Source organism: Kitasatospora sp. NPDC005748, assembly GCF_040630735.1.
In the GTDB taxonomy this organism is placed as follows: Bacteria; Actinomycetota; Actinomycetes; order Streptomycetales; family Streptomycetaceae; genus Kitasatospora.
Genome location: NZ_JBEXYD010000028.1, coordinates 57,840 through 82,054 on the forward strand (window position 1 = coordinate 57,840; position 24,215 = coordinate 82,054).

At 76.2% G+C, this 24,215-nt stretch carries 25 protein-coding genes; 15 read left to right on the forward strand and 10 right to left on the reverse strand.

Annotated elements, in window-relative coordinates:
* Positions 1 to 8: 8 nt before the first annotated feature.
* Together ABZ495_RS20925 and ABZ495_RS20930 are read right to left on the reverse strand one after the other, a co-directional pair.
* Positions 9 to 590 carry a hypothetical protein gene (locus ABZ495_RS20925; RefSeq protein ID WP_359807769.1) on the reverse strand — a complete coding sequence of 194 codons (582 nt, stop codon included), beginning with the start codon at positions 588 to 590 and terminating at the stop codon, positions 9 to 11.
* Positions 591 to 616: 26 nt separating this feature from the next.
* Positions 617 to 1,978, reverse strand: a complete 1,362-nt coding sequence (locus ABZ495_RS20930) for an MFS transporter (RefSeq protein WP_359837348.1) — start codon at positions 1,976 to 1,978, stop codon at positions 617 to 619.
* Positions 1,979 to 2,079: 101 nt separating this feature from the next.
* On the opposite strand from ABZ495_RS20930, the gene ABZ495_RS20935 reads away from it, so the two are divergent.
* The 3 genes from ABZ495_RS20935 to ABZ495_RS20945 all read left to right on the forward strand — a co-directional run bounded on the left by ABZ495_RS20935 (position 2,080) and on the right by ABZ495_RS20945 (position 5,759).
* Complete coding sequence (locus tag ABZ495_RS20935) at positions 2,080 to 3,174, forward strand: DUF5937 family protein (RefSeq protein ID WP_352297521.1); 1,095 nt, start codon at positions 2,080 to 2,082, stop codon at positions 3,172 to 3,174.
* Between the two features lie 180 nt (positions 3,175 to 3,354).
* Positions 3,355 to 4,251, forward strand: coding sequence for a PhzF family phenazine biosynthesis isomerase (locus tag ABZ495_RS20940; RefSeq protein WP_359807774.1), 897 nt, complete (start codon positions 3,355 to 3,357; stop codon positions 4,249 to 4,251).
* 215 nt (positions 4,252 to 4,466) lie between these two features.
* Positions 4,467 to 5,759 (forward strand): phosphotransferase, encoded by a 1,293-nt coding sequence (locus tag ABZ495_RS20945; RefSeq protein ID WP_359837350.1) that lies wholly within the window; start codon positions 4,467 to 4,469, stop codon positions 5,757 to 5,759.
* Between the two features lie 60 nt (positions 5,760 to 5,819).
* On the opposite strand, the gene ABZ495_RS20950 is transcribed toward ABZ495_RS20945, so the two are convergent.
* The gene (locus tag ABZ495_RS20950; protein WP_359837352.1) at positions 5,820 to 6,062 is read right to left on the reverse strand and encodes a ferredoxin; all 243 of its coding nucleotides are present in this window, start codon (positions 6,060 to 6,062) and stop codon (positions 5,820 to 5,822) included.
* A 134-nt stretch (positions 6,063 to 6,196) separates the two neighbouring features.
* Entirely contained in the window at positions 6,197 to 7,501 is a 1,305-nt protein-coding gene (locus tag ABZ495_RS20955; protein ID WP_359807780.1) for a cytochrome P450, read from the reverse strand.
* A gap of 506 nt (positions 7,502 to 8,007) precedes the next feature.
* Between ABZ495_RS20955 and ABZ495_RS20960 the strand changes: the two genes are divergently transcribed.
* From ABZ495_RS20960 to ABZ495_RS20980, 5 genes are all read left to right on the forward strand, one after another.
* On the forward strand, positions 8,008 to 9,093 hold the full coding sequence (locus tag ABZ495_RS20960; RefSeq protein ID WP_329491148.1) for an S-(hydroxymethyl)mycothiol dehydrogenase: 1,086 nt from the start codon (positions 8,008 to 8,010) through the stop codon (positions 9,091 to 9,093).
* A complete protein-coding gene (locus ABZ495_RS20965; protein WP_329491149.1) occupies positions 9,090 to 9,722 on the forward strand; it encodes an MBL fold metallo-hydrolase in 633 nt (210 codons plus the stop codon). The genes ABZ495_RS20960 and ABZ495_RS20965 overlap by 4 nt, the downstream gene beginning before the upstream one ends.
* Before the next feature lie 128 nt (positions 9,723 to 9,850).
* Positions 9,851 to 10,252 (forward strand): TIGR03618 family F420-dependent PPOX class oxidoreductase, encoded by a 402-nt coding sequence (locus ABZ495_RS20970; protein WP_352296660.1) that lies wholly within the window; start codon positions 9,851 to 9,853, stop codon positions 10,250 to 10,252.
* 112 nt (positions 10,253 to 10,364) lie between these two features.
* Complete coding sequence (locus tag ABZ495_RS20975; RefSeq protein WP_329491152.1) at positions 10,365 to 10,523, forward strand: hypothetical protein; 159 nt, start codon at positions 10,365 to 10,367, stop codon at positions 10,521 to 10,523.
* Positions 10,516 to 10,824 carry a hypothetical protein gene (locus ABZ495_RS20980; protein WP_359807782.1) on the forward strand — a complete coding sequence of 103 codons (309 nt, stop codon included), beginning with the start codon at positions 10,516 to 10,518 and terminating at the stop codon, positions 10,822 to 10,824. The genes ABZ495_RS20975 and ABZ495_RS20980 overlap by 8 nt, the downstream gene beginning before the upstream one ends.
* Before the next feature lie 374 nt (positions 10,825 to 11,198).
* On the opposite strand, the gene ABZ495_RS20985 is transcribed toward ABZ495_RS20980, so the two are convergent.
* Positions 11,199 to 12,539, reverse strand: coding sequence for a DUF5685 family protein (locus tag ABZ495_RS20985; RefSeq protein ID WP_359837355.1), 1,341 nt, complete (start codon positions 12,537 to 12,539; stop codon positions 11,199 to 11,201).
* A gap of 153 nt (positions 12,540 to 12,692) precedes the next feature.
* Entirely contained in the window at positions 12,693 to 13,367 is a 675-nt protein-coding gene (locus ABZ495_RS20990; protein ID WP_359837357.1) for an LppX_LprAFG lipoprotein, read from the reverse strand.
* 49 nt (positions 13,368 to 13,416) lie between these two features.
* Here ABZ495_RS20990 and ABZ495_RS20995 point away from each other — a divergent pair, with 49 nt between their 5' ends.
* Complete coding sequence (locus ABZ495_RS20995; RefSeq protein WP_359837359.1) at positions 13,417 to 13,656, forward strand: hypothetical protein; 240 nt, start codon at positions 13,417 to 13,419, stop codon at positions 13,654 to 13,656.
* A 149-nt stretch (positions 13,657 to 13,805) separates the two neighbouring features.
* On the opposite strand, the gene ABZ495_RS21000 is transcribed toward ABZ495_RS20995, so the two are convergent.
* On the reverse strand, positions 13,806 to 14,795 hold the full coding sequence (locus ABZ495_RS21000) for a helix-turn-helix domain-containing protein (protein WP_359837361.1): 990 nt from the start codon (positions 14,793 to 14,795) through the stop codon (positions 13,806 to 13,808).
* A gap of 70 nt (positions 14,796 to 14,865) precedes the next feature.
* Here ABZ495_RS21000 and ABZ495_RS21005 point away from each other — a divergent pair, with 70 nt between their 5' ends.
* The 4 genes from ABZ495_RS21005 (at position 14,866) to ABZ495_RS21020 (ending at position 19,417) form a co-directional block, all read left to right on the forward strand.
* The gene (locus tag ABZ495_RS21005; RefSeq protein WP_359837363.1) at positions 14,866 to 16,296 is read left to right on the forward strand and encodes an MFS transporter; all 1,431 of its coding nucleotides are present in this window, start codon (positions 14,866 to 14,868) and stop codon (positions 16,294 to 16,296) included.
* 191 nt (positions 16,297 to 16,487) lie between these two features.
* Positions 16,488 to 17,051 carry an XRE family transcriptional regulator gene (locus tag ABZ495_RS21010; RefSeq protein ID WP_359837365.1) on the forward strand — a complete coding sequence of 188 codons (564 nt, stop codon included), beginning with the start codon at positions 16,488 to 16,490 and terminating at the stop codon, positions 17,049 to 17,051.
* Positions 17,048 to 18,646, forward strand: a complete 1,599-nt coding sequence (locus ABZ495_RS21015) for an MFS transporter (RefSeq protein WP_359837367.1) — start codon at positions 17,048 to 17,050, stop codon at positions 18,644 to 18,646. The genes ABZ495_RS21010 and ABZ495_RS21015 overlap by 4 nt, the downstream gene beginning before the upstream one ends.
* 75 nt (positions 18,647 to 18,721) lie before the next feature.
* A complete protein-coding gene (locus ABZ495_RS21020) occupies positions 18,722 to 19,417 on the forward strand; it encodes an alpha/beta fold hydrolase (protein ID WP_359837369.1) in 696 nt (231 codons plus the stop codon).
* A gap of 51 nt (positions 19,418 to 19,468) precedes the next feature.
* Here the strand turns inward: ABZ495_RS21020 and ABZ495_RS21025 are convergent, their stop codons facing one another.
* Together ABZ495_RS21025 and ABZ495_RS21030 are read right to left on the reverse strand one after the other, a co-directional pair.
* The gene (locus ABZ495_RS21025) at positions 19,469 to 20,911 is read right to left on the reverse strand and encodes a DUF2252 domain-containing protein (RefSeq protein ID WP_359837371.1); all 1,443 of its coding nucleotides are present in this window, start codon (positions 20,909 to 20,911) and stop codon (positions 19,469 to 19,471) included.
* Positions 20,912 to 21,066: 155 nt separating this feature from the next.
* Positions 21,067 to 21,471, reverse strand: coding sequence for a hypothetical protein (locus ABZ495_RS21030; RefSeq protein ID WP_359807801.1), 405 nt, complete (start codon positions 21,469 to 21,471; stop codon positions 21,067 to 21,069).
* 204 nt (positions 21,472 to 21,675) lie between these two features.
* Between ABZ495_RS21030 and ABZ495_RS21035 the strand changes: the two genes are divergently transcribed.
* A complete protein-coding gene (locus tag ABZ495_RS21035) occupies positions 21,676 to 22,107 on the forward strand; it encodes a DUF2809 domain-containing protein (protein WP_359837373.1) in 432 nt (143 codons plus the stop codon).
* Between the two features lie 7 nt (positions 22,108 to 22,114).
* Here ABZ495_RS21035 and ABZ495_RS21040 read toward each other — a convergent pair whose 3' ends face one another.
* Positions 22,115 to 22,897, reverse strand: coding sequence for an SGNH/GDSL hydrolase family protein (locus ABZ495_RS21040; RefSeq protein ID WP_329491165.1), 783 nt, complete (start codon positions 22,895 to 22,897; stop codon positions 22,115 to 22,117).
* 290 nt (positions 22,898 to 23,187) lie between these two features.
* On the opposite strand from ABZ495_RS21040, the gene ABZ495_RS21045 reads away from it, so the two are divergent.
* Positions 23,188 to 24,090 (forward strand): MBL fold metallo-hydrolase, encoded by a 903-nt coding sequence (locus ABZ495_RS21045; RefSeq protein WP_359837375.1) that lies wholly within the window; start codon positions 23,188 to 23,190, stop codon positions 24,088 to 24,090.
* The last annotated feature ends 125 nt before the right edge of the window (positions 24,091 to 24,215 follow it).

The following is a 24,215-nucleotide window of genomic DNA, read 5'->3' on the forward strand; positions in this document are numbered from 1 at the left end:
CGGACCGCTCACCGGCCCCGCGGGTCGGGGCGGCTCCAGAGGGTGAGGTCGCTGCTGGTGGCCACGGCCAGGGTCCGCCCCGAGGGGGAGAACCCGGCGGCGCGGAAGGTCGACCAGGAGGAGTGGAACACCTGCCACCAGGTCTCGCCGTGGTCGCCGGTGTACGGTCCGCCGCCGGTGCAGAGCAGGACCCGCTCGTTGGGCCATTCCGGGACGAGCACCTCGACGTGCCAGCCGTCGTCGGTACCGGTGTGCAGGCCGCCGCCGTGGAGGCCGGCCACCGGGACGCGGACGTCGGCGACCGGGCCGATGCCGGGGCAGGCGAGGTCCGGACCGTCCGGCTCCTCCTCGGGGTCGTACACCCGGGCGATCTTCTCGCCGGTCGTCGCGTCGAAGAGGCCGTGCCCGGCGGTCGAGACCGCCAGGACGAGGTCGTGCCCGGTGGCCGGGTCGGTGGCGAAACCGATCCCGAGCAGCCCGCCGACCGCGATCATGCCGGGACCGACGGGCTGCCAGGGCACCGGCGGCGGCGTGACGGTGGCGGCGAGGAAGCGGTCGCGGAGCTGCTGCTGGAAGACGGTGACGGCCATGGGGGGATCCTCCCACCGCCGACCGGTCACCCCCGCGGAGCCAGCCTGGTCACCGCCCCGGCCGCGAGCAGGGTGGCGGCCGCCAGCGCGGGCCAGAGCACGCCCGGCCCGGCGGCCAGCAGCGCGGTCAGCACGGCCGGGGCCAGCGCGCGGCCGACGCCCGTCGACAGCTCCCAGCGGGCGAGCGCCCGCCCGAGCAGCCGGGGCGGCGCGACGGCGGCGACCAGGGCCGTCCCCGAGCCGCTGTAGAGGATCTCGCCCAGCGTGAACAGCACCGAGACGGCCGCCACGGTGGCCGCACCAGCGGTGCCGCCGATCGCCCACGCCGCCCAGAAGCCCAGGTAGGCGAGCGCCAGGACCGCTCCGGCGGAGGCCAGCACGGCCCGTCGCGAACGGCGGGCGAGCCGGAGCACGATCGCGAGCTGAAGCGTGATCACCAGCACGGTGTTGCCCACGAACACCCCGGAGGACCAGGCCGGGGACGCGTGCAGATGGAGGACCAGCAGCGCGGGCAGGGCGACCTCCAGGACGTCGAAGCAGAACGCGTAGGGGAGGGCGGCGATGCTGAGCAGGCCGATCCGGCGCAGCACCGGAGCGGCGGCGGAGCCGGCCGTCGGGTCGGCGGCCCGGTCGGCGGCCGGGGCCGGGTCCGGTGCGTCGGCCGGGTCCGGAACGGTGGCCGGGTCGGCGGCCGGTGCGGGGCTCGGGGCGGCCGCGGCGCCGGGGTCGGTGACCCGGAGCGAGTGCACCAGCGCCGCCGCGACCAGGCACGCGGCGGCCGTCGCCCCGGCCAGCAGCCGGATCGCGCCCGACCCGCCGGTCACCGCCAGGGTGGCGAGCAGCGCGCCCGCACCCAGACCCGCGTTGCGCAGCGTCCGCCCGGCGGCCAGCGCGGCGTCCCGGGTGCGCCCCTCGGTGAGGGTGCTGACCAGCGCCGCGTGGGTGGTCGGCCAGTTCTGGCCGCCGATGCCGAGCAGCACGGCGGCCGCCGTGAACCCGCCGAGGCCGTCCGCGCACAGCAGCACCACCGAGCCCACCGCCCTGATCAGCAGGGTCGCCGCCGCCGGGAGGCTGCGCGCGCCGCGGTCGATCCAGCGGCCGGTCAGCGGGAGCACCAGCAGGCCCGCCAGCAGACCGGCGGAGAGCGCGAGGCCGACCGTGCCCGCGCCGAGCCGCAGCACCCCGATGCCGTAGAGGAGCATGAACGGGCGGAGCAGACCGGTGCCGAGCGCGTCCACCAGCAGCGCGGTGGCGTAGCGGAGGCCACCGGCGGCGGTGAGCAGCGCGAGCAGGGCGGCGGGCCCGGGCCGGGCGGCGGTCGGGCTCGGCGGCCGGCCGGCCCGGGCGGAGGCCTCTGCGGAGCGGGACTTCTGCTGGAGCTGGTTCATGGCCGGTACCGTGCGGCCGCGCGCCGCCCCGGAGCACGTCGATTGACGACTCCCGTCAATCGACGGCGCTGCCGTCGTGACGGGCTGGCAGGATCACCGGAGTGAGCCTCAGCATCGACATCACCGCGCTGCCCGACGACCGCGTCTTCTTCACCCCCTCGCCGCTGGCCGAGCTGAGCTCGATGCTGCACGTCCTCGCCGAGCCCGCGCACCACCCCGGGCTGCACGGCTGGGCGGCGAGCACGGCCGCCTCGCTCGCCCCGGAGCTGTCCGAACGCCTCTCCGAGGCCGACTTCCTCTGGCGCTCCTCGCGGGCCGACTTCCTCGTCCCGGGCCGGCCGGGGGCCACCCTGGCCGAGGAGCTGGACGCCGTCGACCGGATCGACGACGAGCTGTACGTCCGGGCGGCCTCCTTCATGACCTGCGGGACGTCCCGGCTCTCCGAGCGGCGCGACTCGCCGCTCAGCGACCCCGTGGCGCAGGAGCGGGCCCGGGAGCTCGCGATGGCCCGGGGCCCTCGCCAGGCGGCCTTCGCCGACCGGCTGTTCGCCGACCCGCCGGCCGTCCGGGCCCTGCTCCGCCGGCTGCTGGAGGACTGCGGGGAGGCGTTCTTCGCGGCTGCCTGGCGCCGGGTGCTGCCGGACCTCGCGGCCGATGCCCGGCACAAGGCGGACCGGCTGGCCCGGCACGGCCTCGGCAGCGCCCTGGCGGCGGTGTCCTCCTCGATCGCCCTGGAGGAGCGGGCGGACGGGCGGCGGCGGATCGTCATCGACAAGCTGCAGGACAGCGCCACCCGGTCCGACGCCGGGGGAGTGACCTTCGTGCCGACCGCCTTCGGGCACCCGCACCTGCTGGTGGTGCACGAGCCCGGGTGGCGGCCGGTGGTGCAGTACCCGATCGCGGAGGGCGGGCTGCCGGAGCCGGTCTCGCTCGCCGTGGTGCAGCAGCGGTTGGAGGCGCTGGCCCACCCGGTCCGGCTCCGGCTCGCCCGCACGATGGCGCGCGGTCCGCACACCACGGGGGAGCTGGCGGCGGCCTGGCAGCTCAGCGCGCCGGAGGTGTCGCGGCACCTGGCGGTGCTGCGCCGGGCCGGGCTGCTCACCACCCGGCGGCGCGGGCGGTACATGCTGTACCAGCTCGACCTGGCGGGCAGTGCCCGGCTGGGCTCGGACCTGCTGGAGGCGGTGCTGCGCTGACGGTGCGGTGCCGGCGCGAGGGAGGGCTCCGGGACCGGACGGGACGGGACGGACCGGCGGGTCGTCGGCGGTGGTGCGTCGGGGGCGCGCGGGCCGGGGAGGGGCGTGCGACGTGCGCCGCACCACCGATCGGGGCCAGCGGGTGGGAACAGGCGGCCGAACGACGGCGTTCGACCGGGCATGATCACTGACGACGCGCCCGCGGCAGTTCCCCAGAGCGACGTCCTGCGCTACGCGGCCTTCTCCACTGACCCCGGCGGTGGCAACCCGGCCGGTGTGGTGCTCGACGCCTCCGGCCTGTCCGCTGAGCGGATGCTCGCCATAGCCGCCGAGCTCGGCTACTCCGAGACGGCCTTCCTGATACCGGACGCGGCCGGCTCCGTCGCGGGCCCGGCCGGGGCCGGTTACACCGTGCGGTACTTCAGCCCGCTGCTGGAGGTGCCGTTCTGCGGCCACGCCACCGTCGCCTCCGCCGTCGCGCTCGCCGAGCGGACGGGCCCGGGCCGGTTCGTCTTCGCCACGCAGGCCGGCGAGGTGCCGATCGAGGTGGACAAGGGCGCGGACGGCGTCCTGCGCGCCACGCTGACCAGCGTCGAGCCCCACGTCCAGGAGGTGAGCGGCGCGGACGTCGAGGAGGCGCTCGCCCTGCTCGGCTGGTCGGCCGACGAGCTGGACGCGGCGCTGCCGCCCCGGATCGCCTACGCCGGCGCCCGGCACCTGGTGCTGGCCGCCGCCACCCGTGACCGGCTGGCCCGGCTGGACTACGACTTCGACGGCCTCGCCGCCTACATGACAGCCCGCGGGCTCACCACCGTGCAGCTGGTCTGGCGGGAGAGCGAGCACGTCTTCCACGCCCGTGACCCGTTCCCGGTCGGCGGCGTCGTGGAGGATCCGGCGACGGGCGCGGCGGCCGCCGCCTTCGGCGCCTACCTGCGGGAGCGGGGCGCGGTGACCGCACCGGCCACCCTGACGATCCACCAGGGCGAGGACCTCGGCCGCCCGGGCGTGCTGGGCGTCGAGCTGCGCGCGGACGACACCCGCGTCCGGGTCTCAGGTGCGGGGGTGGTGATCCCGTAGCGGCCGACGGGCCCTCGGACCGTCGGAGGTGGCGCTCCGTCACCTCGGGTGCGCAGAGCACGCAGGGGCAGTGGGGGAGTCAGCCTGGTCGGTCGGTCGGTCGCTCGGTCGGTCGGTCGCTCGGTGCGGTAGCGCGGCCGAGGCGGAGGTGGTGGGCGGAGGCGGTGCGCGGAAAACTCATTGCGCACGTCGAACGGGTGGGGGACCCTGCGCGGATGGAACAGGCGAACGGTCGGACGGTCAGCATCCACGTCACCCACGGCAGTGAATACCTCGGCCCGGTAGGGCCGTTCGAGGTGGACGGGGCGTGGTGGTCGTCGGCCGGGCCGGTCGTCGAGCGGCTGTCCGAGGAGCTGGGGGTGCCCGTGCTGGTGCTCCGGCTCGCCGAGGTGGCGGCGGGTGGCGGCGGCAGCGGCGGGCACGTGGTCTACCACGCGGAGGCACTGGAGCGCCCGGCCACCCTGGTGCCGCGTCAGGCGGGTGCCGAGGCGGCCGTCCTGCTCGGGCCGGCCGAGCGGCGGGCCGGCTGGGCCACCCAGGCCGGGCTGCGGGCCACCCTCGACTGGGCGGAGCGGACGCTGCACCGGGTGGGCCGTCCGGTGGCCGGCCCGGTGGAGCAGGTCCGGACGTGGAACCTGTCCGGACTCTTCCGCTACCGGACGGCGACCGGCGTCGACGCCTGGCTGAAGGTGACCAACCCGGCGTTCAACGCCGACGAGGGCGCGGTGATCGCGCTGCTCGGCAGCGTCGATCCCACCCTGGTGCCGCGGCTGCTCGGCACCGACCCGGTGCACGGGCGGCTGCTGCTCGACCACGTGCCCGGGGAGGACTGCTGGGGTCCGTCCGGGGAGGAGGTCGCTGCCGTGGTGCCTCGGCTGGTCGCCGCCCAGGCGGCGCTCGCCGCCGACGGCCGGGCCGCCGCGGCCGGCCTGCGGGACCGCACCCCGCGCGCGCTGGTCGCCCAGGTGGGCGCGTTGCTCGACCGTCTGGAGCGGGAAGCGGAGGGCGCCGCGGAGCCGGCCGGCCCGGGAGCGTCCGGCGAGTCGCTGACGGCCGAGGAGTTCGCCGCCGCCCGGGCGCTCGCGGACCGGCTGCCCGCGCTGGTCGCGGGGCTGGCCGCCTGCGGGCTGCCCGAGACCCTGGTGCACGGGGACTTCCACCCCGGGAACTGGCGCTCCGACGGCACGCGGGCGGTGGTCGTCGACTACGCGGACTCCTGTTTCGGGCACCCGGCACTGGACGGGCTGCGCCCCCGGCAGTACGTGTCCGACGAGCGCTGGGCGCAGGTCGCCGCGGTGTGGGCCGGTGCCTGGCGGGAGCACGCCCCCGGGTCGGATCCGGAGCGCGCCCTGGCGCTGGTCGAGCCGCTCTACCACCTCGCCTACGCGGTGCGGTACCAAGAGTTCCTGGACCACATCGAGACCAGTGAGCGGCCGTACCACGAAGGGGATCCGGTGAGCGAGCTCCGCGCCGCGCTGGCCTGCGCGGAAGCCGCCGCCCGGGCCTGAGCGGCCGTCCGGGGCGGTCGGCGCCGCCGCTCCCCGGGCCGGAGGGCGGCGCCGGCGGTCTCAGTCGGACGGCGCGACCCGGCGGCCGTCCCGTGCCGAGTGCAGGGCGAGCGCCTCGACCGGGCAGCAGTCGACGGCCTCGGCGAGTCGCGCCGTCAGCCGCTCGCCGGCCGGTCCGCCGTCGGGCGCGGATCCCCGCAGGGGGTGGGCCACGCCGTCGGCGCCCAGCGCCAGCGAGCCGGGAGCGGTGTGCGCGCACATGCCCGAGCCGATGCAGCGGTCCCGGTTGACCCGGACCACCACCGGGTCGTCCTCCCCGGGCGGGCCTCCGGCCGCAGCCGCAGCCGCCGCAACCGCGGCCGCGGGAGCGGTCGGGGAGGACGACTGCCGGGAGCCCGCACGCCGGGTGACCGACGCGGGCCCGGTCGAGTCCGGAGTCACCAGGCGACCTGGAGCGTGTTCGGACTGCGCGTCAGCAGCCCGCGCCGCCAGTCGATGGAGTCCGTCGGCCCGACGAGCCGCAGCGCGGGCAAGCGGCGGGCCAGCCGGTGCAGGGCCAGCTCCAGTTCCATCCGGGCGAGCCAGGCGCCCAGGCAGTGGTGCGGCCCGGCGCCGAAGGTGTACATCGGCGCGGCCAGCGGCGAGAAGAGCTCGGTCAGCAGATCGCCGGTGAAGACCTCGGGGTCGTGGTTGGCGGTCGTGGTGTCGGCGGCGACCACGCTGCCGGCCGGGATCACCACGCCGCCGATCTCCACCTCCTCGACGGCGCGCCGGAACAGACCGGGGAGTGCGTCGCCGTCCCCGAGCGGGACGCCGCGCAGCAGCTGCTCGGTGGCGGCGACCGCGCTCTGCTCGTCGGAGGCCAGCCGGTGCCAGGCCTCGCGGCCGTCACTCAGCAGATAGACCAGGGCGTTGCCGAGCATCGTCATGGTCGTCTCGTGCCCGGCCACCACGAGGCCGATCACCAGCGAGACCAGCTGCCGCTCGGTGATGCCCCCGCTCTCCCGGGCCGCTGCGAGCAGGCCGCTGACCAGGTCGTCACCGGGCGCGGCCCGGCGTTCGGCGATCAGGCCGGCCCCGAAACCGGCGAACTCCTCCATGGCCACCCGGACCGACTCGGTCGAGTGCGCGGTGGTGGAGAGCGCGTGGTCGCTCCAGTGGGCGAGGCGCTTGCCGTCCAGGCCGTCGAGGCCCATCAGCCTGCTGATCACGGCCACCGGCAGCGGGCGGGTGTAGGCGGCGATGATGTCGGCGGGGGAGCCCTGGTCGATCAGCTCGTCCAGCAGGGCCTCGACCACGGAGGCGACCCAGGGCCGCCAGCGGGCTATCGCGCGTGGGGTGAACGCCCGCTGCACCGTGCGGCGCAGCCGCTGGTGGTCGACGCCGTCGAGGTTCAGCATGCCCTCCGGGTTGTCCAGGAGGTTCGGGGTGAGCGTGAGCGGGGGTGCCTCGGGCGCGTAGAGCGGGGCGCGGCCCAGGCGCGGGTCGGTCAGCACCTGCCGCACGTCGGCGTGCCGGCTGACCAGCCAGACCGGGGTGCCGGTGGGCAGCGCCCCGAGGCGCGGCGGGCCCGGTTCGAGGCGCCGCAGGCAGTGCAGCGGCGGCAGCGCGGGCAGGGCAGGTGGGCCGGCCAGCGCGGGCGGCGCGGCCGGGTGGGACGCCGGGGCCGGACGGGGCGGGCCGGGCGCATGGGTCTCGGCGGGGCCGGTCGTGGCACGGGTGGCACTGTTCTCGGCGGACATCCGTACTCCAGACTCCAGGGCGGTGGGCCGCGGGGGCGGCCCGACGGGGGGTGGATCCGGGGAGGTGCGCGGGGGCGGGGCATGCGGTCGGGGCGGGCGGTCTGGATGGGCGGTCGGGGCGGGCGGTCGGGACGGCGCAGGGGGTGCCGGGGTGGTGCAGGGCGGGGCGGATCGGCGGGAACGGTCGGTCGGGGAGGCCTGGCACGGTGCGGTCGGCCGGGGCGGCGACGCGGGCGGACGGGGCGGGTGAGTCGGACGGGTCGTTACGACCGTACGTGGGCGCCGAGCCACAGTCAGCAACCATTCCAGCCAAGGCGGGGTGGTTGAGGGGCCGATGACGGGCGCTCGGTCGTGCCCACGCGCCCCCGCCGCCCGGGGGCGGTGAGCGGGATCACCGGGGCCGTTCGCCGGGCGCGCCCCGCACCGGGCGATACGCTTCGTGGGCAAGTCGTTTGACGCAGGTCACGCCGGTGCAGAGCCGCACCGGCCGACGGAGGTGGAATCGGATGGCCCAGCAGGTGAAGGCAGTCATCGCGCGTGCCAAGGGCGCGCCCGTGGAGGTGACGACGATCGTCGTACCCGACCCCGGGCCGGGCGAGGCGGTGGTGCGGATCCAGGCCTGCGGCGTCTGCCACACGGACCTGCACTACCGGGAGGGCGGCATCAACGACGACTTCCCGTTCCTGCTGGGGCACGAGGCGGCGGGGATCGTGGAGTCGGTCGGCGAGGGCGTCACCGAGGTCGTGCCCGGTGACTTCGTCGTCCTCAACTGGCGTGCGGTCTGCGGCCAGTGTCGCGCGTGCGAGCGCGGGCGCCCGCAGTACTGCTTCGACACGCACAACGCCAAGCAGAAGATGACGCTGCTGGACGGCACCGAGCTGTCCCCGGCGCTGGGCATCGGCGCGTTCGCGGAGAAGACCCTGGTCGCGGCCGGCCAGTGCACCAAGGTCGACCCGAGGGCCGAGCCGGCCGTCGCGGGCCTGCTGGGCTGCGGTGTGATGGCGGGCATCGGCGCCGCGATCAACACCGGCAACGTCGGCCGGGGCGACTCGGTCGCGGTGATCGGCTGCGGCGGTGTCGGCGGCGCGGCCGTGCTCGGCTCACGGCTGGCCGGCGCGGGGAAGATCATCGCGGTGGACATCGACGACCGCAAGCTGATCACCGCGGAGAAGCTCGGTGCCACCCACACCATCAACTCCCGCACCGCCGACCCGGTGGAGGCGATCCGCGAGCTGACCGGCGGCCACGGCGCGGACGTCGTGATCGATGCGGTCGGCCGCCCGGAGACGTACAAGCAGGCGTTCTACGCCCGTGACCTGGCCGGCACGGTCGTCCTGGTCGGCGTCCCGACGCCGGAGATGACGCTGGAGCTGCCGCTGCTGGACGTGTTCGGCCGGGGCGGCGCGCTGAAGTCCTCCTGGTACGGCGACTGCCTGCCGTCGCGGGACTTCCCGATGCTGATCGACCTCTACCTCCAGAGCCGGCTGGACCTCGGCGCGTTCGTCAGTGAGACCATCGAACTCGACGGCGTGGAGCAGGCGTTCGCGCGCATGCACGAGGGTGATGTGCTCCGTTCGGTGGTGATCCTGTGAGCGGCGCGCGGATCGACCGGCTGGTCACGGCCGGCACCTTCGACCTCGACGGCGGCAGCTGGGAGGTGGAGAACAACGTCTGGATCGTCGGTGACGACGACGAGGCCGTGGTGATCGACGCGGCGCACGACGCCGAGGCGATCGAGGCGGCCCTCGGCGGGCGCCGCCTGCTGGCGATCGTCTCCACCCACGCGCACAACGACCACATCGACGCGGCCCCGGCGCTCGCCGACCGCACCGGTGCGCCGATCCTGCTGCACCCGGACGACCTGCCGCTCTGGAAGCTCACCCACCCGGACCGCCTGCCGGACGGCGAACTCGCCGACGGACAGCGGATCGAGGTGGCCGGCACCGAGCTGACCGTGCTGCACACCCCCGGCCACGCGCCCGGCGCGGTCTGCCTCCACGCGCCCGGGCTCGGCACGGTCTTCACCGGCGACACCCTCTTCCAGGGCGGCCCGGGCGCCACCGGCCGGTCGTTCTCGCACTTCCCGACGATCATCGACTCGATCCGGGACCGCCTCCTCTCGCTCCCCCCGGAGACGGTGGTCCGCACCGGCCACGGCGACCCGACCACGATCGCCGCCGAGGCGCCCGCACTTCCGGAGTGGATCGCGCGCGGCCACTGACCGCGAGGGTCCCCGGTCACCGGCCCCGGCTCCAGCTCCGGCCGCCGGCCCCGGTTCCGGCCGGTGACCGGGGGCGATGCCCGGCCCGGTGCCCCGCGCACCGGGCCGGGCGCCGTACGATCGCGGGCATGGCCCATGATCCGCACGCACTCGACGAAGCCTTCCTCGCCTTCTGGCGGGAGCGGCACATCTCCACGCTGACCACCCGGCGCCCCGACGGCTCGCCGCACGTAGTGCCGGTGGGGGTGACGTACCAGCCGGAGACCGGGACGGCGCGGGTGATCAGCAGTCGGACCAGTCGCAAGGTGCGCAATGTGCAGGCCGCCGGGGCCGAGGGCATGCGGGTGGCGGTCTGCCAGGTGGACGGCGCGCGCTGGTCGACGCTGGAGGGCGTGGCCGTGGTGCGGGACGAGCCGGACGCGGTGGCCGATGCCGTCCGGCGGTACACCGAGCGGTACCGCGAGCCCCGGGTGAACCCGGACCGCGTGGTCATCGAGATCACCGTCGACCGGGTGCTCGGCCGGGCGTAACGGCCGCGACGGCAGCGGTCCGTGGGTGTGCCCGGAGCTTCGTGGTACCCGTGGTGCCTCCGTGATGTGGGTGTTTATCGGCCGTTGATCGCCGACGCCTAGCGTCGGCGGCATGAACGAGGGAACGGTCGAGGAGCAGGGCGGGCGGGCGCTGCCCGACGGGCGGATGACGGAGCAGGACACGGAGCGCTTCCGGGTGCTGCTGGCGCGCCTGGGCGACTCGCTGACGGCGGACCGTCGGGCGGCCGCCGAGGCGGGGTTCGATGCGTGAGTCCGGGGTGACGACGGCCGGTGAGCGCGGGCCGGTCGCGGTGCTGCCGCTCTGGCAGCGCGGGCCGGTGTCCGCTCCCTGGTCGGGTTCGCTGCCGGACCCGCTGTCCGGTTCGGCGACGGGCGGGCTGCCGGTGGCAGGACGTGTCCCGCTGCCGGACCCGGCCGGGCCGGCCCGAGGCGGGGGAGCCGGCTGCTCGGGTGTCGGCGCCGGTGCGGGTGTCGCTGTCGGCGCCGGTGGCGGCGTGGCCGTGGCTGCCGGTGCGGGCGTGGACTACTTCACGAAGCGGACCTCCGGGTAGTCCGCCGAGGGCCGTTCAGCAGTGCGCTCGGGCGGCCGAGCAGGTGCCGGTCGAAGAAGGCGCCCAGACACAGGTGACCGCCCTCGGGCAGGTCCAGCCAGCGCCGCCAGCCCGTCAGCTGCTGCCAGGTCCGCTCCCAGTCGGCCGCCGCCTCCGGCGCCTCGTTGCTGCGCCGCGCGCTGAGCAGGAGTACCGGCCCGGCGAGGACCTCGGCGGGCAGCGGGGCGAAGAAGTCGCGGAGCCGTGGTCCGTCGCAGGTCGGAGCCGCCGCGCCGGGCGGCCCGGCCTCGCGGACGACCCCGGCTCCACCTGAGGTGGGGTCAGTGGCCCTGCGCGGGCGGCGATCGCGCCCGGCCCGCGCAGGGCAGCGGTGCTCAGCAGTCGCAGCCGCAGTCGCACCCGTCGCATCCGCAGCCGTCGCAGCACCCGCCGTCTCCACAGCAGTTGCAGCAGTCACCGCAGTTGCTGCAGCAGTCCCCGCAGTCCCCGCAGTCGACGTCCTGCCGGGCGCACCACCCCTCCTTGCGCTCGCGCGAGAACGGATCGTCGTGCGAGCAGCACATCAGCTGGCAGGTGCAGGCCATCAGCGCCCAGACCGCGCAGCCGGCCAGCAGGTTGCGCCGGTGCGGGGGACGGCCGCCGGGCGGGGTGAACCCGGGGCCCTGCGGCACCCAGGGCGGTCCCGGCGCGCCGGGACCGGCGGGCGGCGCCTGCCCCGGGTCCTGCCGGGGCGCCGACCGGTACGGGTCGGAACCGTACGGGTCGGAGCCGTGCCCGGCGCCCCCGTTCCCGGCGAAAACGTGCCCGGCGGCACCGTCGGCGGGCGCCGTCCGGGTCCGGCAGGTGGCGGTGTGCGCGGCCGGGCCGAAGACGCGCTCCACGGCCCGCTCCGTCTCGTGCGCGAGCAGGGTGTGCACCAGGGCCCGGTCGGTCAGCTCCACCTCGCGCAGCGCGAGCCGGATGCCGTGGACGGCGTCCCGGCAGAGGCGTTCGGCCTCGGCCCGGTCGGTGCCGGTCGCCGTGAGCGGGTTCCAGGCTCCGCTCGCGGCGTCCTCGGCCTGGTCCTCGGCGGCGTCCAGCAGGTGGGCGAGCCGCCCGAACAGACGCCCCGCCTCCGCCAGCGGTTCGGCGTTGCCGGGCCGGCCGGCCAGGACGGCGGTGTGGGCGAACGCCGCCGAAGTGGCGCTCTCGGTCGGCTCGGTGACCAGCAGGACGGACCCGCCCGGGGGCAGCGCACGCTCCAACGCGCCCTGGCGGGAGGCCGCGTCGAGCAGGACGGCGGTGTCGAAGCCGACCGCCGAGGCGCCGCCCGCGCTCTTGCGGTCCCAGCGCCTGGTGACGGCGCGGGCCCCGGCGGCGACCGGGCGCCGGGCGAACACGCCGTCCCGGTCCTCGACATGGTCGCGGATCTTCACCGAGGCGAGCGCCAGCGAGACGGCGGCCGCCAGCCGGGCGCCCTCGCCCTTGGCGACCGAGGCGGTGCGCATCCCGCGCAGCGGGCAGGGCCCGGCGGTGCGGCGCCAGGAGGCGTCGTCCTTCGCGCTCTGTGCCTCGACCAGCACCGAGATGATCAGACCGTCGTAGTTGGTGGCCGTCCGGGCCAGTTGGCCGTGGTCGTCCCTGAGTGCCAGGCAGAGTCCGCACAGATGAGCCATCCACGAGGCCTGCAGCCGCTCGGAGAGCCGGTGCCGACACGGCCTGATGATCCCGAACATGATCCCCCTTGGTGCGCGGGCCCTGGTCGGCCCCCGATCGCGGACATCATATGACCGGCAGTTCACGGCTTCGGAAGGGTCGTGAACCAGGTGGGTAACACCGGCGGGGAGGCCGCCCGCCGGAGGTCGCGGCGCAGGCCGCAGGCGGGCCGGTCAGCCGGTGAGGACGCCGGACAGCTCGGTGACCGCGCTGGTGCTCTTCGCCGGGGGCGGGGACACCTTCACCGGCTTGCCCAACTCGGTGAAGGTGACCGTGGTGACGGCGTGGATCGGGTCCATGTCCAGGACCAGCCGGACCTTCGCCACCCGGCCCTGGGGGTCGACCCAGACCTCGGCCGGGATCCGGAGGTCGCCGCCGCCGAGGCTCCGGTAGGTCGCCAGCTTGGCCTGGACCTCCGGTGCCAGGCGCAGGACGACGGCGTCGTCGGCCAGTACGCCGCTGTACCGCACGGTGCGGACGCCGTCCAGCTCCTCCTCCCCGTTCCGGACGACCCGGGTCAGCGTGGAGAGCTGCTGCAGGACGTGCTCCGGGTCGTTGACCGGCGACCGGAGCAGGGCGTGCGCGACGGTCCGCTCGCGGTCGATCGCCGCCCAGGACCCCGCGGGCACTCCCGCCGAGCCGCGCACGTACACCTGGCCGTCGGCGAAGACCTCGTCGAGGTGGCTGATCGCGCCCCCGGGGAGGTCGACGCCGAGCTGCCCCCGGTCCGCCGCCATGTCGAAGTCCCCGGCCACGGCCAGGTTGTACGTGGTGTCGCCGTTGGTGAGCTGCACGGTCTGGCCGACCCGGGCGCTGGTGCGGCCGGTGGCGGCCGCGGCCTCGTGCACGGCGGCGGCATGCTCCGCGGACGGCGCGGCCGGGGCGCTCGTGGCACCCGTGGGCGTCGCCGGAGCGCCGGACGGCGGCGGGGTGCTCACGGCCGCGGTGCTCGCCGCCGGTGCGCCCGCCGACGCCGAGCCGCTCGCCGAAACGCTCGCCGAGGCGCTTGCCGACGGCCCGGCGGCGTTCCCGCCGGCGGCGGACGAGCAGCCCGCCGCGCACAGCAGCGCGAGCACGGTACTGACGAGACCTGTGGAACGGCGCACTTCTTCCCCCGACCTGGTGGTGACACGGTGACGACGGCCGGGCCCGCCGCGCGGTGCGACGTCCCCGTGGTGGCGTGTGCTCCGCACCCGCCCGGCCCACCGACCCTATCGGGCCAGGTCAGGGGCGTTCCGGCGGGGTGGTGCGACCCGGCCCCGGGCGGTCCCGCGGCGGCCCTGGGCCTATCGGGTCGGGTCCGAGCGGAAGGCCCGCCGGTAGGCGGCGGGCGTGGTGCGCAGGGCTTCGTGGAAGCGCCGGCGCAGGTTGACCGCCGAGGAGAGGCCGACCCGGTGCGCGATGGTCTCCACCGGCAGGTCGGTCTCCTCCAGCAGGGCCCGGGTGGCGGCGATCCGCCGGTCCAGCAGCCAGCGTCCGGGGCTGATGCCCAGTTGCTCGGTGAAGCGCCGGGTCAGCGTGCGGCCCGAGACCTGGGAGTGGAGCGCCATCTCGGCGACGCTGACCTGCTGGTCCAGCCGCCCGCCCAGCCACTCCAGCAGGGGGGCCAGCGAGTCGGTGACCGGTCCGGAGGTCGGCAGTTCGGCGTACTGCAGCTGGCAGCCCTCGCGGTGCGGCGGCATCACCATCTGCCGGGCGATCCGCATCGCGTGCGCGGCGCCGTGGTCGGTGCGCACCAGGTGCAGGCAGAGGTCGACGCCGGCCGCCGATCCGGCGCTGGTGGCGACATCGCCGTGGTCCACGTAGAGCACCGCGGGGTCGACCCGGACCTGGGGGAACCGGTCGGCCAGTTCGGCGGCCCGGGCCCAGTGGGTGGCGGCCCGCCGGCCGTCCAGCAGTCCGGCGGCGGCGAGCACGAAGGCGCCCGAGCAGATGCCGACGATCCGCGCGCCGCGCCGGTGTGCCCGGCGGACCGCCTCGACCACCGCCGGCGGCACCTCGGTGCCGGCCGGCTGCTGCCAGCCGGGGACCAGGACGGTGTCCGCGCGCTCCAGCGCGTCCAGGCCTGCCGTGACCAGCAGGTCGTAGCCGACCTGGGTCCGCACCGGACCGGGGTGCTCGGTGCAGACCTCGAACGTGTAGCGGGCGGGGATCGCCGGGCCGTGGTCGCCCAGCACCTCGGTCGCGCAGGCCAGCAGGAAGGTCGACTGCGGGGGCTGGAGCAGGGCCACGACCCGGTGCGGCGCCGGGGATCCGGGCGGCGGACGAAGCGTCATGGCGCGAAAGTACCCCATCATGTCGTTCGGGACACTGGGGTGGTCGAATGGTCCAGACCACCATCGTGCTGTGACCACCTCGCAGACGCACACCCAGAACGCACAGAACAGCCGGAACACCAAGGACGCGCAGAACAGTCGGACCACCCGGAACGTCCGGACCATTCGCGCCGCCCGGACCGGTCCGCCGCCCGCCCGGCCCCCGTTGTGGGACCGGCGCTTCACGCTCTACTTCGTCGCCCGCGCGGTCTCGCTGGTCGGCGACGCGATGATGCCGGTCGCCACCGCACTCGCGGTCGGCGCGCTCTACGGGATCTCCGGGGTCGGCATCGTCCTCGGCATCTGGACCGGGACGGTCGTCGCCCTGGTCCTGTTCGGCGGGGTGCTCGCCGACCGGGTCGGTGCACGCCGGATGATGGTCGGCGCGGACCTCGCCCGGGTGCTCACCCAGGGGGTGCTGGCCGCCGCGTTCTTCGCGGGACCGCCGCCGTTCTGGCTGCTGGTGACCATGGCGGCGCTGGCGGGTGCGGCCACCGCGATGTTCCAGCCGGGGGTGAACGGGATGGTCCCGCTGGTCGCCCGCGAGCCGCAGCGGGCGAACGCCACGCTCAAGGTGGCCGACGCGCTCGCCCAACTGCTCGGCCCTGCCCTGGCGGGCCTGCTGATCGCGCTGACCGGCGCCGGGACGGTCTACGCGATCGACGGCGCCACCTTCCTGCTCAGCGCCCTGTGCCTGGCGCTCATCCGGCTCGCCCCGGCCGGCGCGCCCGAGGCCGCCCCGGCCGCCGCCGGCTCCCCGGCGGGCGCCGACCCCGGTGCCCGCACCGGCGGTTCGCTCCGCCGCGACCTGCGCCAGGGCTGGCAGGAGTTCCGTGCGCGCACCTGGATGTGGGCGGTGATCCTGATCTGGGTGGGCTACGGCGTGCTGCTCTTCGGTCCGCTGGTGCCGCTCAGCTCGGCGCTGGTCGGTGCCCGGCTCGGCCCGAACGCCTACGGGCTGGCGGTCTCCTTCCTCGGCGTCGGAACGGTGCTCGGCGGGCTGCTGGCCCTGCGGGTGCGCCCGGCCCGGCCGTTGGCCGCCGGTGCGGCGGCGATGGCGCTGTACACCGTGCTGCCGCTCTGCGTCGCACTGGACAGCGGCCTGCCGGTGCTGCTGGCGGGCCACGTGCTCGGCGGCGGCGCCTGGGCGTTCTGGTCGGTGATGTGGGCGACCAGTGTGCAGACCCACACCCCGCCCGCGGTGCTCAACCGGGTCAGCGCCTACGAGCTGGCGGGCTCGGTGTCCGGGATCGCGCTCGGTCAGATCCTGGCAGGACCGGCCACCGCGCTGGCCTCCCCGGGGCGGCTGCTGCTGGTGTCGGCGGGTGCCTGCCTGGCGGGCTGCGTGGCGCTGTTCGCGATCCCGGCGATCCGCACGCTGGGCCGTGCCGCTCCCGCGGGCGGCACGCCGGAGGCGCCGGGCCGACCCGGACCTGCGGCCTCGGAGGCCCCGGACTGCTGACGTAGCGCCGGGTGGGCGCCGGGGCGCGGAGCGGCCGGTGCCGCCGGGGTGATCGCGCCGCGCACCGGCCGCACACCGGTGGCACCACCGGGGCGCGGCCGTGCACGCCACGCGCCGGCGCCCCCCGCCGGGCCGCTCGGCCGGGGCCCGCGCCCTGTAGGTGATCCCATATCCGGGATAGCATCGCGAATATGGGAATCGATACGGCCGCCGACGAGCGGCTGGCCATCCGACTGGCCGAACTCCGCGTCGAACGCGGTTGGACGCTGGAGGAGTTGGCGCGCCGGGCAGAGGTGAGCCGGTCCACGCTGTCCCGGGTCGAGCGGGCGGAGGTCAGCCCGACGGCCGCCCTGCTCGGCCGGCTCTGCGCCGTGTACGGGCGCACGATGTCGCGGCTGCTCGCCGAGGTCGAGTCGGCCCCGGCCGGGCTGGTCCGGGCCGGGGAGCAGCGGGTCTGGCGTGACGAGGCGACGGGGTTCGTGCGGCGTTCGGTGTCCCCGCCGGACGGCTCGCTGCGGGCCGAGATCATCGAGGGGCTGCTGCCGGCGGGCGCCGACATCGCCTACGACCGGCCGTCCGTCCCCGGCCTGGAGCACCACCTCTGGCTGCTGGAGGGCCGGTTGGAGCTGACCGTCGACGGCGAGCCGCAGCGGCTCGCGGCCGGCGACTGCCTGCGGTTCACCGCCGACAGCACCCGGTTCCGCAGCCCGGGGCCCGAGGCCGCCCGCTACGTCCTGGTGGTGGTCGAGCCGTGACCCCCGCCACCGGCCCGGCGGCGCCGCCCCGGGAGCGCTTCGACGCCGCCGGGCGCCGCGTCCTGCTGGTCTGCGTCGCGGGCGGGTTCACCACCCTGCTCGACCAGTCCGTCCTCAACACCTCGATACCCGCCCTCCGGGAGAGCCTGCACGCCGGCCCCGCCCATCTGCAGTGGATCGTCGCCGGCTACTCGCTCGCCTTCGGCCTGGCCCTGGTCCCGGGCGGGCGGCTCGGCGACGTCCGCGGCCGCAAGTGGTTCTTCGTCACCGGCCTGGCCGTGTTCACCGCCGTCAGCGTGCTCTCCGCGACCGCGACCGAGCCCTGGGTGCTGGTGGCCGCCCGGCTGCTCCAGGGCGCCGGGGCCGGGCTGGTCAACTCCCAGATGATCGGCACCATCCAGGACGTGTTCGACGGCCAGCTGCGGGCCCGGGCGCTCGGGATGTACGCCGTCACCGGCGGCCTGGCCTTCGCGCTCGGGCCGCCGATCGGCGGCGCCGTCCTGGCCGCGGTCGGACCGGAGTTCGGCTGGCGGCTGACCTTCCTGCTCAACGTGCCGTTCGGGCTGGCGACCGTCGTGCTGGCGGCCCGCTGCCTGCCGCGCCCGCGCCCCAGTGCCCGCAACGCCGACCTCGACCTGGTCGGGCTGCTGCTGGTCGCCGCGCTGACCCTGGTGCTGATGCTGCCGTTCGTGCAGCCGCCCGCCTGGACCGGCTGGCTGGCCTTCGGCGCCGGCGCGGCCCTGCTGCTGGGCGCGCTGGTGTGGTGGCAGCGCCGTTGCGCCCGGGCCGGCGGGCACCCGTTGATCCACCCGGCGCTCACCCGGTCCGCGCCGTACGCGCTCGGCACGGCGGTGGCGATGGCCCAGTTCGGCTCGTCCGTGGCGGCCGGGCTGGTGCTGGCGATGTTCCTGCAGGACGGGCTCGGCCTCTCCCCGATGGGCGCGGCGCTGGTCGCGCTGCCCTCGGCGGTCTCGATGGGCGTCGCCTCGGCGCTCGCCTGGCGGGTGGTGCAGCGCTTCGGCCGGCGGACCGTCACCGCGGGCCTGACGCTCGCGGCGCTGGTGATGCTCACCGGCGGCCTGGTCGTGCGGTGGGCGCCGACGGGTGGGCTGCCCTGGCTGCTGGCGGGGCTGCAACTGCTCGGCGGCGCGGCCGCGGGCGTGATGGGCGCGACCAACCAGGCGTACGTGCTGCGCCACGCGCCCGCCGAGGCGGCCGGGGTGAGCGGGGCGATCCTGCAGATGGCGCAGCGGATAGCGGCGGCGGTCTGCGTCTCGGCGCTCTCCGGTGTCTACCTGCGCGCGACGGGCGGCGGTGGCGGTCACCGGGCCGCGTACACCTCCGCCAGTGCCGTCTGCGCGGCGGTGGCCGCCCTGGCGGTGCTGGCCTCGGTGCTCGCGAGCCGGGCGGCGGCCCGGGAGGACGGCGGCCCGGCGGCGGCCCGGGAGGACGCGCGACCGGTGGCGGTACCGCTGCCCGGGCAGGCCGGACCCGGAGCGCCCGCCCCCGGCCGGACCGGCGAGGTGCGGGCCGGCGGGGTCGGCGAGGTGCCGGTCGGCGAGGTACAGGCCGGGAAGGTGCGGGCCCGGGGATAGGACCGGGACCGGCCGGGTTGAGCGGTGGGCGAACGGCCTGTCGGCAGCCGGGGGCCACGGCATACGGTGATCGGCATGACCGATCATCGGACCGTGGAACTGCCGGAGGTCACCCTCGCCTACCGCGAGTCCGGCCCGCCGGGTGCCCCGCCGCTGCTCCTGCTGCACGCGCTCGGCGAGCGGGCCAACGACTGGGCCGGCGTGCTGCCGGACCTCGCGCCGCGCCACCGCGTCCTCGCGCTCGACCTGCGCGGCCACGGGGACAGCGGCCGGCCCGGCCGGTACGGCGTCGAGACGATGCGGGACGACGTCCTCGCCTTCCTGGACGCCCTCGGGCTGGACCGGGTCGATGTCGTCGGGCACTCGATGGGCGGTGTGGTGGCGTACCTGCTGGCGCAGGAGCACCCCGAGCGGGTCGGCCGGCTGGTGCTGGAGGACGTCCCCGCGCCCTACCCGCGGCCGGCGGCCCCGGTGGCCGACGCGCCCGCCGGGCCGGTGGACTTCGACTGGGCGGTGGTGAAGCCGGTCAAGGCGCAGCTGGACACCCCCGAGCCGGTCTGGCTGGAGCGGATGGCCGCGATCACCGCACCCACCCTGGTGGTGGCCGGGGGCCGGGCGAGCCACGTCCCGCAGGACCGGATCGCCGAGATGGCCGGGCGGATCCCCGACTGCCGGGTGGTCACCGTCGAGGCCGGGCACCTGGTGCACCACACCCGGCCGGCGGAGTTCGTCGCGGCCGTCGCGCCGTTCCTGGACCTCGCCCGGCGCTGAGGGGCGACCGCGGCGCCGCGCCGGGCGACCGGGGCGGCGCCGGGCCCGGGATCAGACGCCGTGCTCGGCCGGGAGCCGGCCCGCCCGGACGGCCGTGACCAGGTCGGCGTGGTCCGCCTCGGTCCGGTCCGCGTACGCCACCGCGAAGGTGGCGACCGCCTCGTCCAGCTCCTCGTTCTTGCCGCAGTAGCCGGTGATCAGGCCCGGGTCGGCGGTGTGCGCATGGGCCCGGGCGAGCAGGGCGCCGGTGATCCGGGCGTAGTCGTCGAGCTGGGCGGGCAGCAGCGCCGCCGGGTCCACACTGCCCTTGCGGTTGCGGAACTGCCGTACCTGGTAGGGCAGTCCGTCCACGGTGGTCCAGCCGAGCAGGGTGTCGCTGACCACCTGCATCCGCTTCTGGCCGAGGACCACCCGGCGGCCCTCGTGGCCCTCCGGCGCGGTCACCGGGTACCCGGCGCGGGCCAGGTGCGGCAGCAGGACCGACGGCCGGGCCTCCTTCACCTGGAGCACCAGCGGCTGCTCCCGGTGGTCGGTCAGCAGCACGACGTACGAGCGGGTGCCGACGCTGCCGGTGCCCACCACGCGGAACGCCACGTCCTGCACCCGGTAGCGGGCGAGCAGCGGGTGCAGCTCCGCGGGCACCGTGCCGACGTAGGGGCCCAGCGCGGCGGCCACCGCGGCGGCAGTCGCGTCCGGGACCTCGCTGAGCACCGGGGGCGCCGCGGTGAACCGCAGGCCGCCGTCCTGCGCGCGGACGGTGGACTTGGCCGCGAACCTGGCGCTCGTGTTGCCCAGCGCCTTCGCGCCGACCTTCTGCAGGGCGTCGGCCAGGTCGTGCGCCTGCGCGAACGAGACCAGCTGGTCGTCGGCGACGGCGTTCCAGGCGTCCAGGACGGGCAGCTTGGCCAGCGCGCGCATGGTGCGGCGGTACGAGCCGGCGGCGTCGAACGCGGCCTGGCGCGCGGTGGTCTCGTCGGCCCCGACCTCGCGGCCGGCCAGTACCAGGCTGGCGGCGAGCCGCTTGAGGTCCCACTCCCACGGGCCGGGCACGGTCTCGTCGAAGTCGTTGATGTCCATCACCAGCTGCCCGCGGGCGTCGCCGTACAGGCCGAAGTTGGCCGCGTGCGCGTCGCCGCAGAGCTGGGCGGTGATCCCGGAGGTGGGCGTCGGGGCGAGGTCGGCGGCCATCAGGCCGGCCGAGCCGCGCAGGAAGGCGAACGGCGTGGCCGCCATCCGGCCCAGCCGGATCGGGACCAGCTCGGTGATCCGCCCGGCGTTGGACGCCTCGATCGCCGCTATGGCGGTCGGACGGTCGTCGGCGGTGGCGAACTCGGCGTGCCGCTGGCGCGGGACGCGCTCGCGCAGGGCCTTGCCGCGCTCGCGGGAGCGGCCGTCGTGGTGCGGCGCGAACCCGTCGACGGCGAACCGCCGCCCCCGGCCGGCCGCTTCCGCCCGCACGCCGGACTCCTCCACCGCTTCGGTGAGCTGCGTCATGGTGCCCCGCCCCGTCCTCTGTCGTTCCCGCCCGCGACCTGTGCGGACCCGGCCCGTCGGCGGGCCGGGCAGCAGGTTACCCGCCCGTCCGGACAACCCGTCGGGAGGGAGGGACGCCCGGGGCGGTGCCGCGGTTGCGGGGGCGGGGCGCGGCGTCAGCCCCCGAGAAGTGCTTTGTGGGCGCCGTACGCCTCGATGAAGCCCTGGACGGCCCGCAGGTCGCCCGGGAAGGACGCGGACCGCCACTTCGCCTTCGTGCCGTCGCGGTACTGGAGGTCGATCCACACGGCGAGGTTCACCATGGTGCTGTCGGAGAAGCTCTGCCCCCTCACCTGGAGGGTGATGTCGGTGAGGGCGTAGAAGTCGACGACGGTCGGCGGGTGGCGCTCGTCCGTGTACTCGACGGTGCCGTCCGGGGTGATGACCAGCAGCGGGTCCGGATCGTCCGAGGTCCCCCGGAAGAACCCCTTCAGCTTGCCCCGCCTCTTCGTGAAGACGTGCCAGTCCGTCGGTACGGGGCCTTGGCGTGCCTGCCAGAGGATCGTGCGCGGATCGGTCATGTCAGCTCCGGATCGTGCCACCACCGCCGACCGGTGGACGCCCCCGAGGAGGCGTGCGCGTACGGGTCGGCGACGGCGCCCGGCGCCGCGCGCGGGGCGGCTCCGGACCGACCGGGACCACCAAGGATTCTCCGTCCCTCACCGACCGGGCGCCACCGCGGCACCGGGTGGTCCCCGGCTCGCGACACCCCCTAGGGTGGCCCGATGGGTGAGCTTCGGGGGAGTGGCGGTGTCCGGGCGGTGGCCGGGGTGGCGGCGGTGCTGGTAGTGGGGGCCGGGCTCGGGGTGCGGGCGGTCGGCGGGGGCGAGCTCGCCAAGTACGCGGGCGACGCGCTCTACACGGTGCTGGTGTACGCCCTGGTGGTGCTCGTCGCGCCGCGGCTGCGTCCGGTGGCCGCCGGTGCGGTGGCGGCGGGGCTGAGCTGGGCGGTGGAGCTGTTCCAGCTCACGGGCGTCCCCGACGACCTGGCGCGGCGCAGCACGGTGGCCCGGCTGGTGCTCGGGTCCACCTTCAACGCGCCGGACCTCTGCTGGTACCTGGTCGGCGCGGCGGCCGCCGCGCTGCTGCACGCGGGGGCGGTCCGGCTGGTGCGGTCCGCTTCCGTGGGGAGGGGGACCGCACCCGGCCGGGCCTGACGGTTCGTCAGAGCGGGAGCAGCTCCGGCCGCTTCGCCTCGACGTGGTCGCCGGAGGACTCGCCGCGCAGTCGGCGGCCGACCCACGGCAGCAGGAACTCGCGCGCCCACTGGAGGTTCTCCCGGCGCTGGTCGGCGGCGGACTGGTACGGCAGGACCGGCCAGGGCGCCTCCGGGTCCTGCTCGGTGCGCAGGCCCAGCGAGCGGGCGGCCAGCAGGGCGACCCGCTGGTGGCCGTCGGGCGAGAGGTGCAGGCGGTCCTCGCTCCACGCCCGGCGGTCCTGCACCGCGCGCAGTGACCAGAGGTCCGCGACCTTGCAGCCGTTGCGGTCGGCGACGGCCCGCATGTGGCCGTTGTACGTGGCGATCTTGCCGCGCAGGTGCTTCAGCAGTGGCACGCCCCGGGTGTCGAAGCCGGTGCAGATGAGCACCGTCCCGGCGGACTCGGTGAGTTGGACGATGGCGCGCTCGAAGCGCTCGGCGACCTCGTCCGGGTCGCTGCCGGGTCGCAGGATGTCGTTGCCGCCGGCGCAGAAGGTCACCAGGTCCGGCTGGATGCGCCGGACCTGCGGCACCTGCTCCGCCGTGACCTGGTCGAGCAGCCGGCCCCGCACCGCGAGGTTGGCGTAGCGGAACTCGCCCGGCGGGCGTCCGTCGGCGAGCAGGCCGGCGAGCCGGTCGGCCCAGCCGGCGAAGGCGCCGCCGACGCCGGGGTCGTTGAGCCCCTCGGTGAAGCTGTCCCCGAGGGCCGCGTACGAACTGAGGTCAAGAGTCTCCTGGAGGTTCGGCATGAAGGAGATAGTTCACTGTCTCAAGTGACCTACGCCACCGTAGGTGGCCCTCGGGGGGACGTGAGATGGGCCACGTACGGATTCAGCAGGTTCCGGGAATATCGCGGGGGGCGGGGCACGCCGGGGGCGGCGGGCGGTCGAACCGACCTGATGGCCCGTCAGGGCGGTGACCGAGATAGCTCCGTCGGAGAAATGACAAGATCGCGACCCCCTTCCGCTTCCGGTCCGCCGGTGCCCACCCTGGAACGGCCCCGCCGTTCGGCGGGCGCCCCACCCAGGAGGGCGCAAGCATGACCGACACCGATCCCCTCACCGCGTCCAGGACCCCCGGAACGGGCTGGTACGTCGACGACCGCTGCACCAACTGCGACGTCGCCCGCCAGCTCGCCCCCGATCTGATCCACGAGCGCGACGGCCGCTCCGAGGTCGTCCGCCCGCCCCGCGACGAGGCCGAGCTGCGGCAGCTGTACGCCGCCGCCCACGCCTGCCCCACCCGTTCCGTCCGCCTCCGCGGCCGGCCGCTCGACCCGGCACGGGACCCGTTCCCGCTCGCGCTCGACGAGGACCTGCTGCTGTGCGGCCACAACTCCCAGCACACCGCCGGCGCCAACGCGTACCTGCTGCGCCGGCCCGGCGGGTACCTGATGGTGGACACGCCCCGGTACGCCGAACCGCTGGCCGCCCGCTACGAGGCGCTCGGCCCGGTGACCGACGTGCTGCTCACCCATCGCGACCACGCGGCGCACGGCCGCGCGTACGCCGACCGGTTCGGCGCGCGGCTCTGGATCCACGAGGGGGACCTCGACGCCGCGCCCGACGCCGACCGGGTGCTGCGCGGCCGGGAACCCGTCGAGATCGCCCCCGGGGTCGTGGCCCACCCGTTCCCCGGGCACACCCTGGGCAGCGTCCTGTACGTGGCCGACGACCGGTACTGCTTCAGCGGCGACAGCTACTACTGGTCGCGCACCACCGGCGACCTGGAGGTGGCCGACGGGGTCACCTGGTACTCGATGGAGGAGCTGGCGGCCTCGCTCGCCCGAGGCGTCGGGCGCCTGCGCTTCGAGTGGGTGCTGCCGGGGCACGGCGACCGGCGGCGGATGCCGGCCGAGGAGGCCGACCGGCGGCTGCGGGCGCTGGCCGAGCGGTGCGCCGGGCTGCGGACGAGGCCGGTCGACTTCGTCCTGCGCTGGTAGGCCGGCGGCCGGGCGGCGGCGCCCCGGCACCGTGAGGGAGCCTCCGCGCACCCGTGCCCCGGCGCCCCGGTGCCCGGCGACCCTGCACCCGGCGCCCCGTGCGCCGGGGTGCGCGCCGGGTGCGC

Bases quoted from the DNA above. Each gene is read 5' to 3' on its own strand.
- ABZ495_RS21030 (WP_359807801.1), bottom strand. From the start codon at position 21,471: ATGACCGATCCGCGCACGATCCTCTGGCAGGCACGCCAAGGCCCCGTA.
- ABZ495_RS21045 (WP_359837375.1), top strand. From the start codon at position 23,188: ATGACCGACACCGATCCCCTCACCGCGTCCAGGACCCCCGGAACGGGC.
- ABZ495_RS20945 (WP_359837350.1), top strand. From the start codon at position 4,467: ATGGAACAGGCGAACGGTCGGACGGTCAGCATCCACGTCACCCACGGC.
- ABZ495_RS20985 (WP_359837355.1), bottom strand. From the start codon at position 12,539: ATGTTCGGGATCATCAGGCCGTGTCGGCACCGGCTCTCCGAGCGGCTG.
- ABZ495_RS20940 (WP_359807774.1), top strand. From the start codon at position 3,355: ATGATCACTGACGACGCGCCCGCGGCAGTTCCCCAGAGCGACGTCCTG.
- ABZ495_RS21020 (WP_359837369.1), top strand. From the start codon at position 18,722: ATGACCGATCATCGGACCGTGGAACTGCCGGAGGTCACCCTCGCCTAC.
- ABZ495_RS20955 (WP_359807780.1), bottom strand. From the start codon at position 7,501: ATGTCCGCCGAGAACAGTGCCACCCGTGCCACGACCGGCCCCGCCGAG.
- ABZ495_RS21025 (WP_359837371.1), bottom strand. From the start codon at position 20,911: ATGACGCAGCTCACCGAAGCGGTGGAGGAGTCCGGCGTGCGGGCGGAA.
- ABZ495_RS20930 (WP_359837348.1), bottom strand. From the start codon at position 1,978: ATGAACCAGCTCCAGCAGAAGTCCCGCTCCGCAGAGGCCTCCGCCCGG.
- ABZ495_RS21040 (WP_329491165.1), bottom strand. From the start codon at position 22,897: ATGCCGAACCTCCAGGAGACTCTTGACCTCAGTTCGTACGCGGCCCTC.
- ABZ495_RS20975 (WP_329491152.1), top strand. From the start codon at position 10,365: ATGAACGAGGGAACGGTCGAGGAGCAGGGCGGGCGGGCGCTGCCCGAC.
- ABZ495_RS21010 (WP_359837365.1), top strand. From the start codon at position 16,488: ATGGGAATCGATACGGCCGCCGACGAGCGGCTGGCCATCCGACTGGCC.
- ABZ495_RS20960 (WP_329491148.1), top strand. From the start codon at position 8,008: ATGGCCCAGCAGGTGAAGGCAGTCATCGCGCGTGCCAAGGGCGCGCCC.
- ABZ495_RS20980 (WP_359807782.1), top strand. From the start codon at position 10,516: ATGCGTGAGTCCGGGGTGACGACGGCCGGTGAGCGCGGGCCGGTCGCG.
- ABZ495_RS21000 (WP_359837361.1), bottom strand. From the start codon at position 14,795: ATGACGCTTCGTCCGCCGCCCGGATCCCCGGCGCCGCACCGGGTCGTG.
- ABZ495_RS20970 (WP_352296660.1), top strand. From the start codon at position 9,851: ATGGCCCATGATCCGCACGCACTCGACGAAGCCTTCCTCGCCTTCTGG.
- ABZ495_RS21035 (WP_359837373.1), top strand. From the start codon at position 21,676: ATGGGTGAGCTTCGGGGGAGTGGCGGTGTCCGGGCGGTGGCCGGGGTG.
- ABZ495_RS20925 (WP_359807769.1), bottom strand. From the start codon at position 590: ATGGCCGTCACCGTCTTCCAGCAGCAGCTCCGCGACCGCTTCCTCGCC.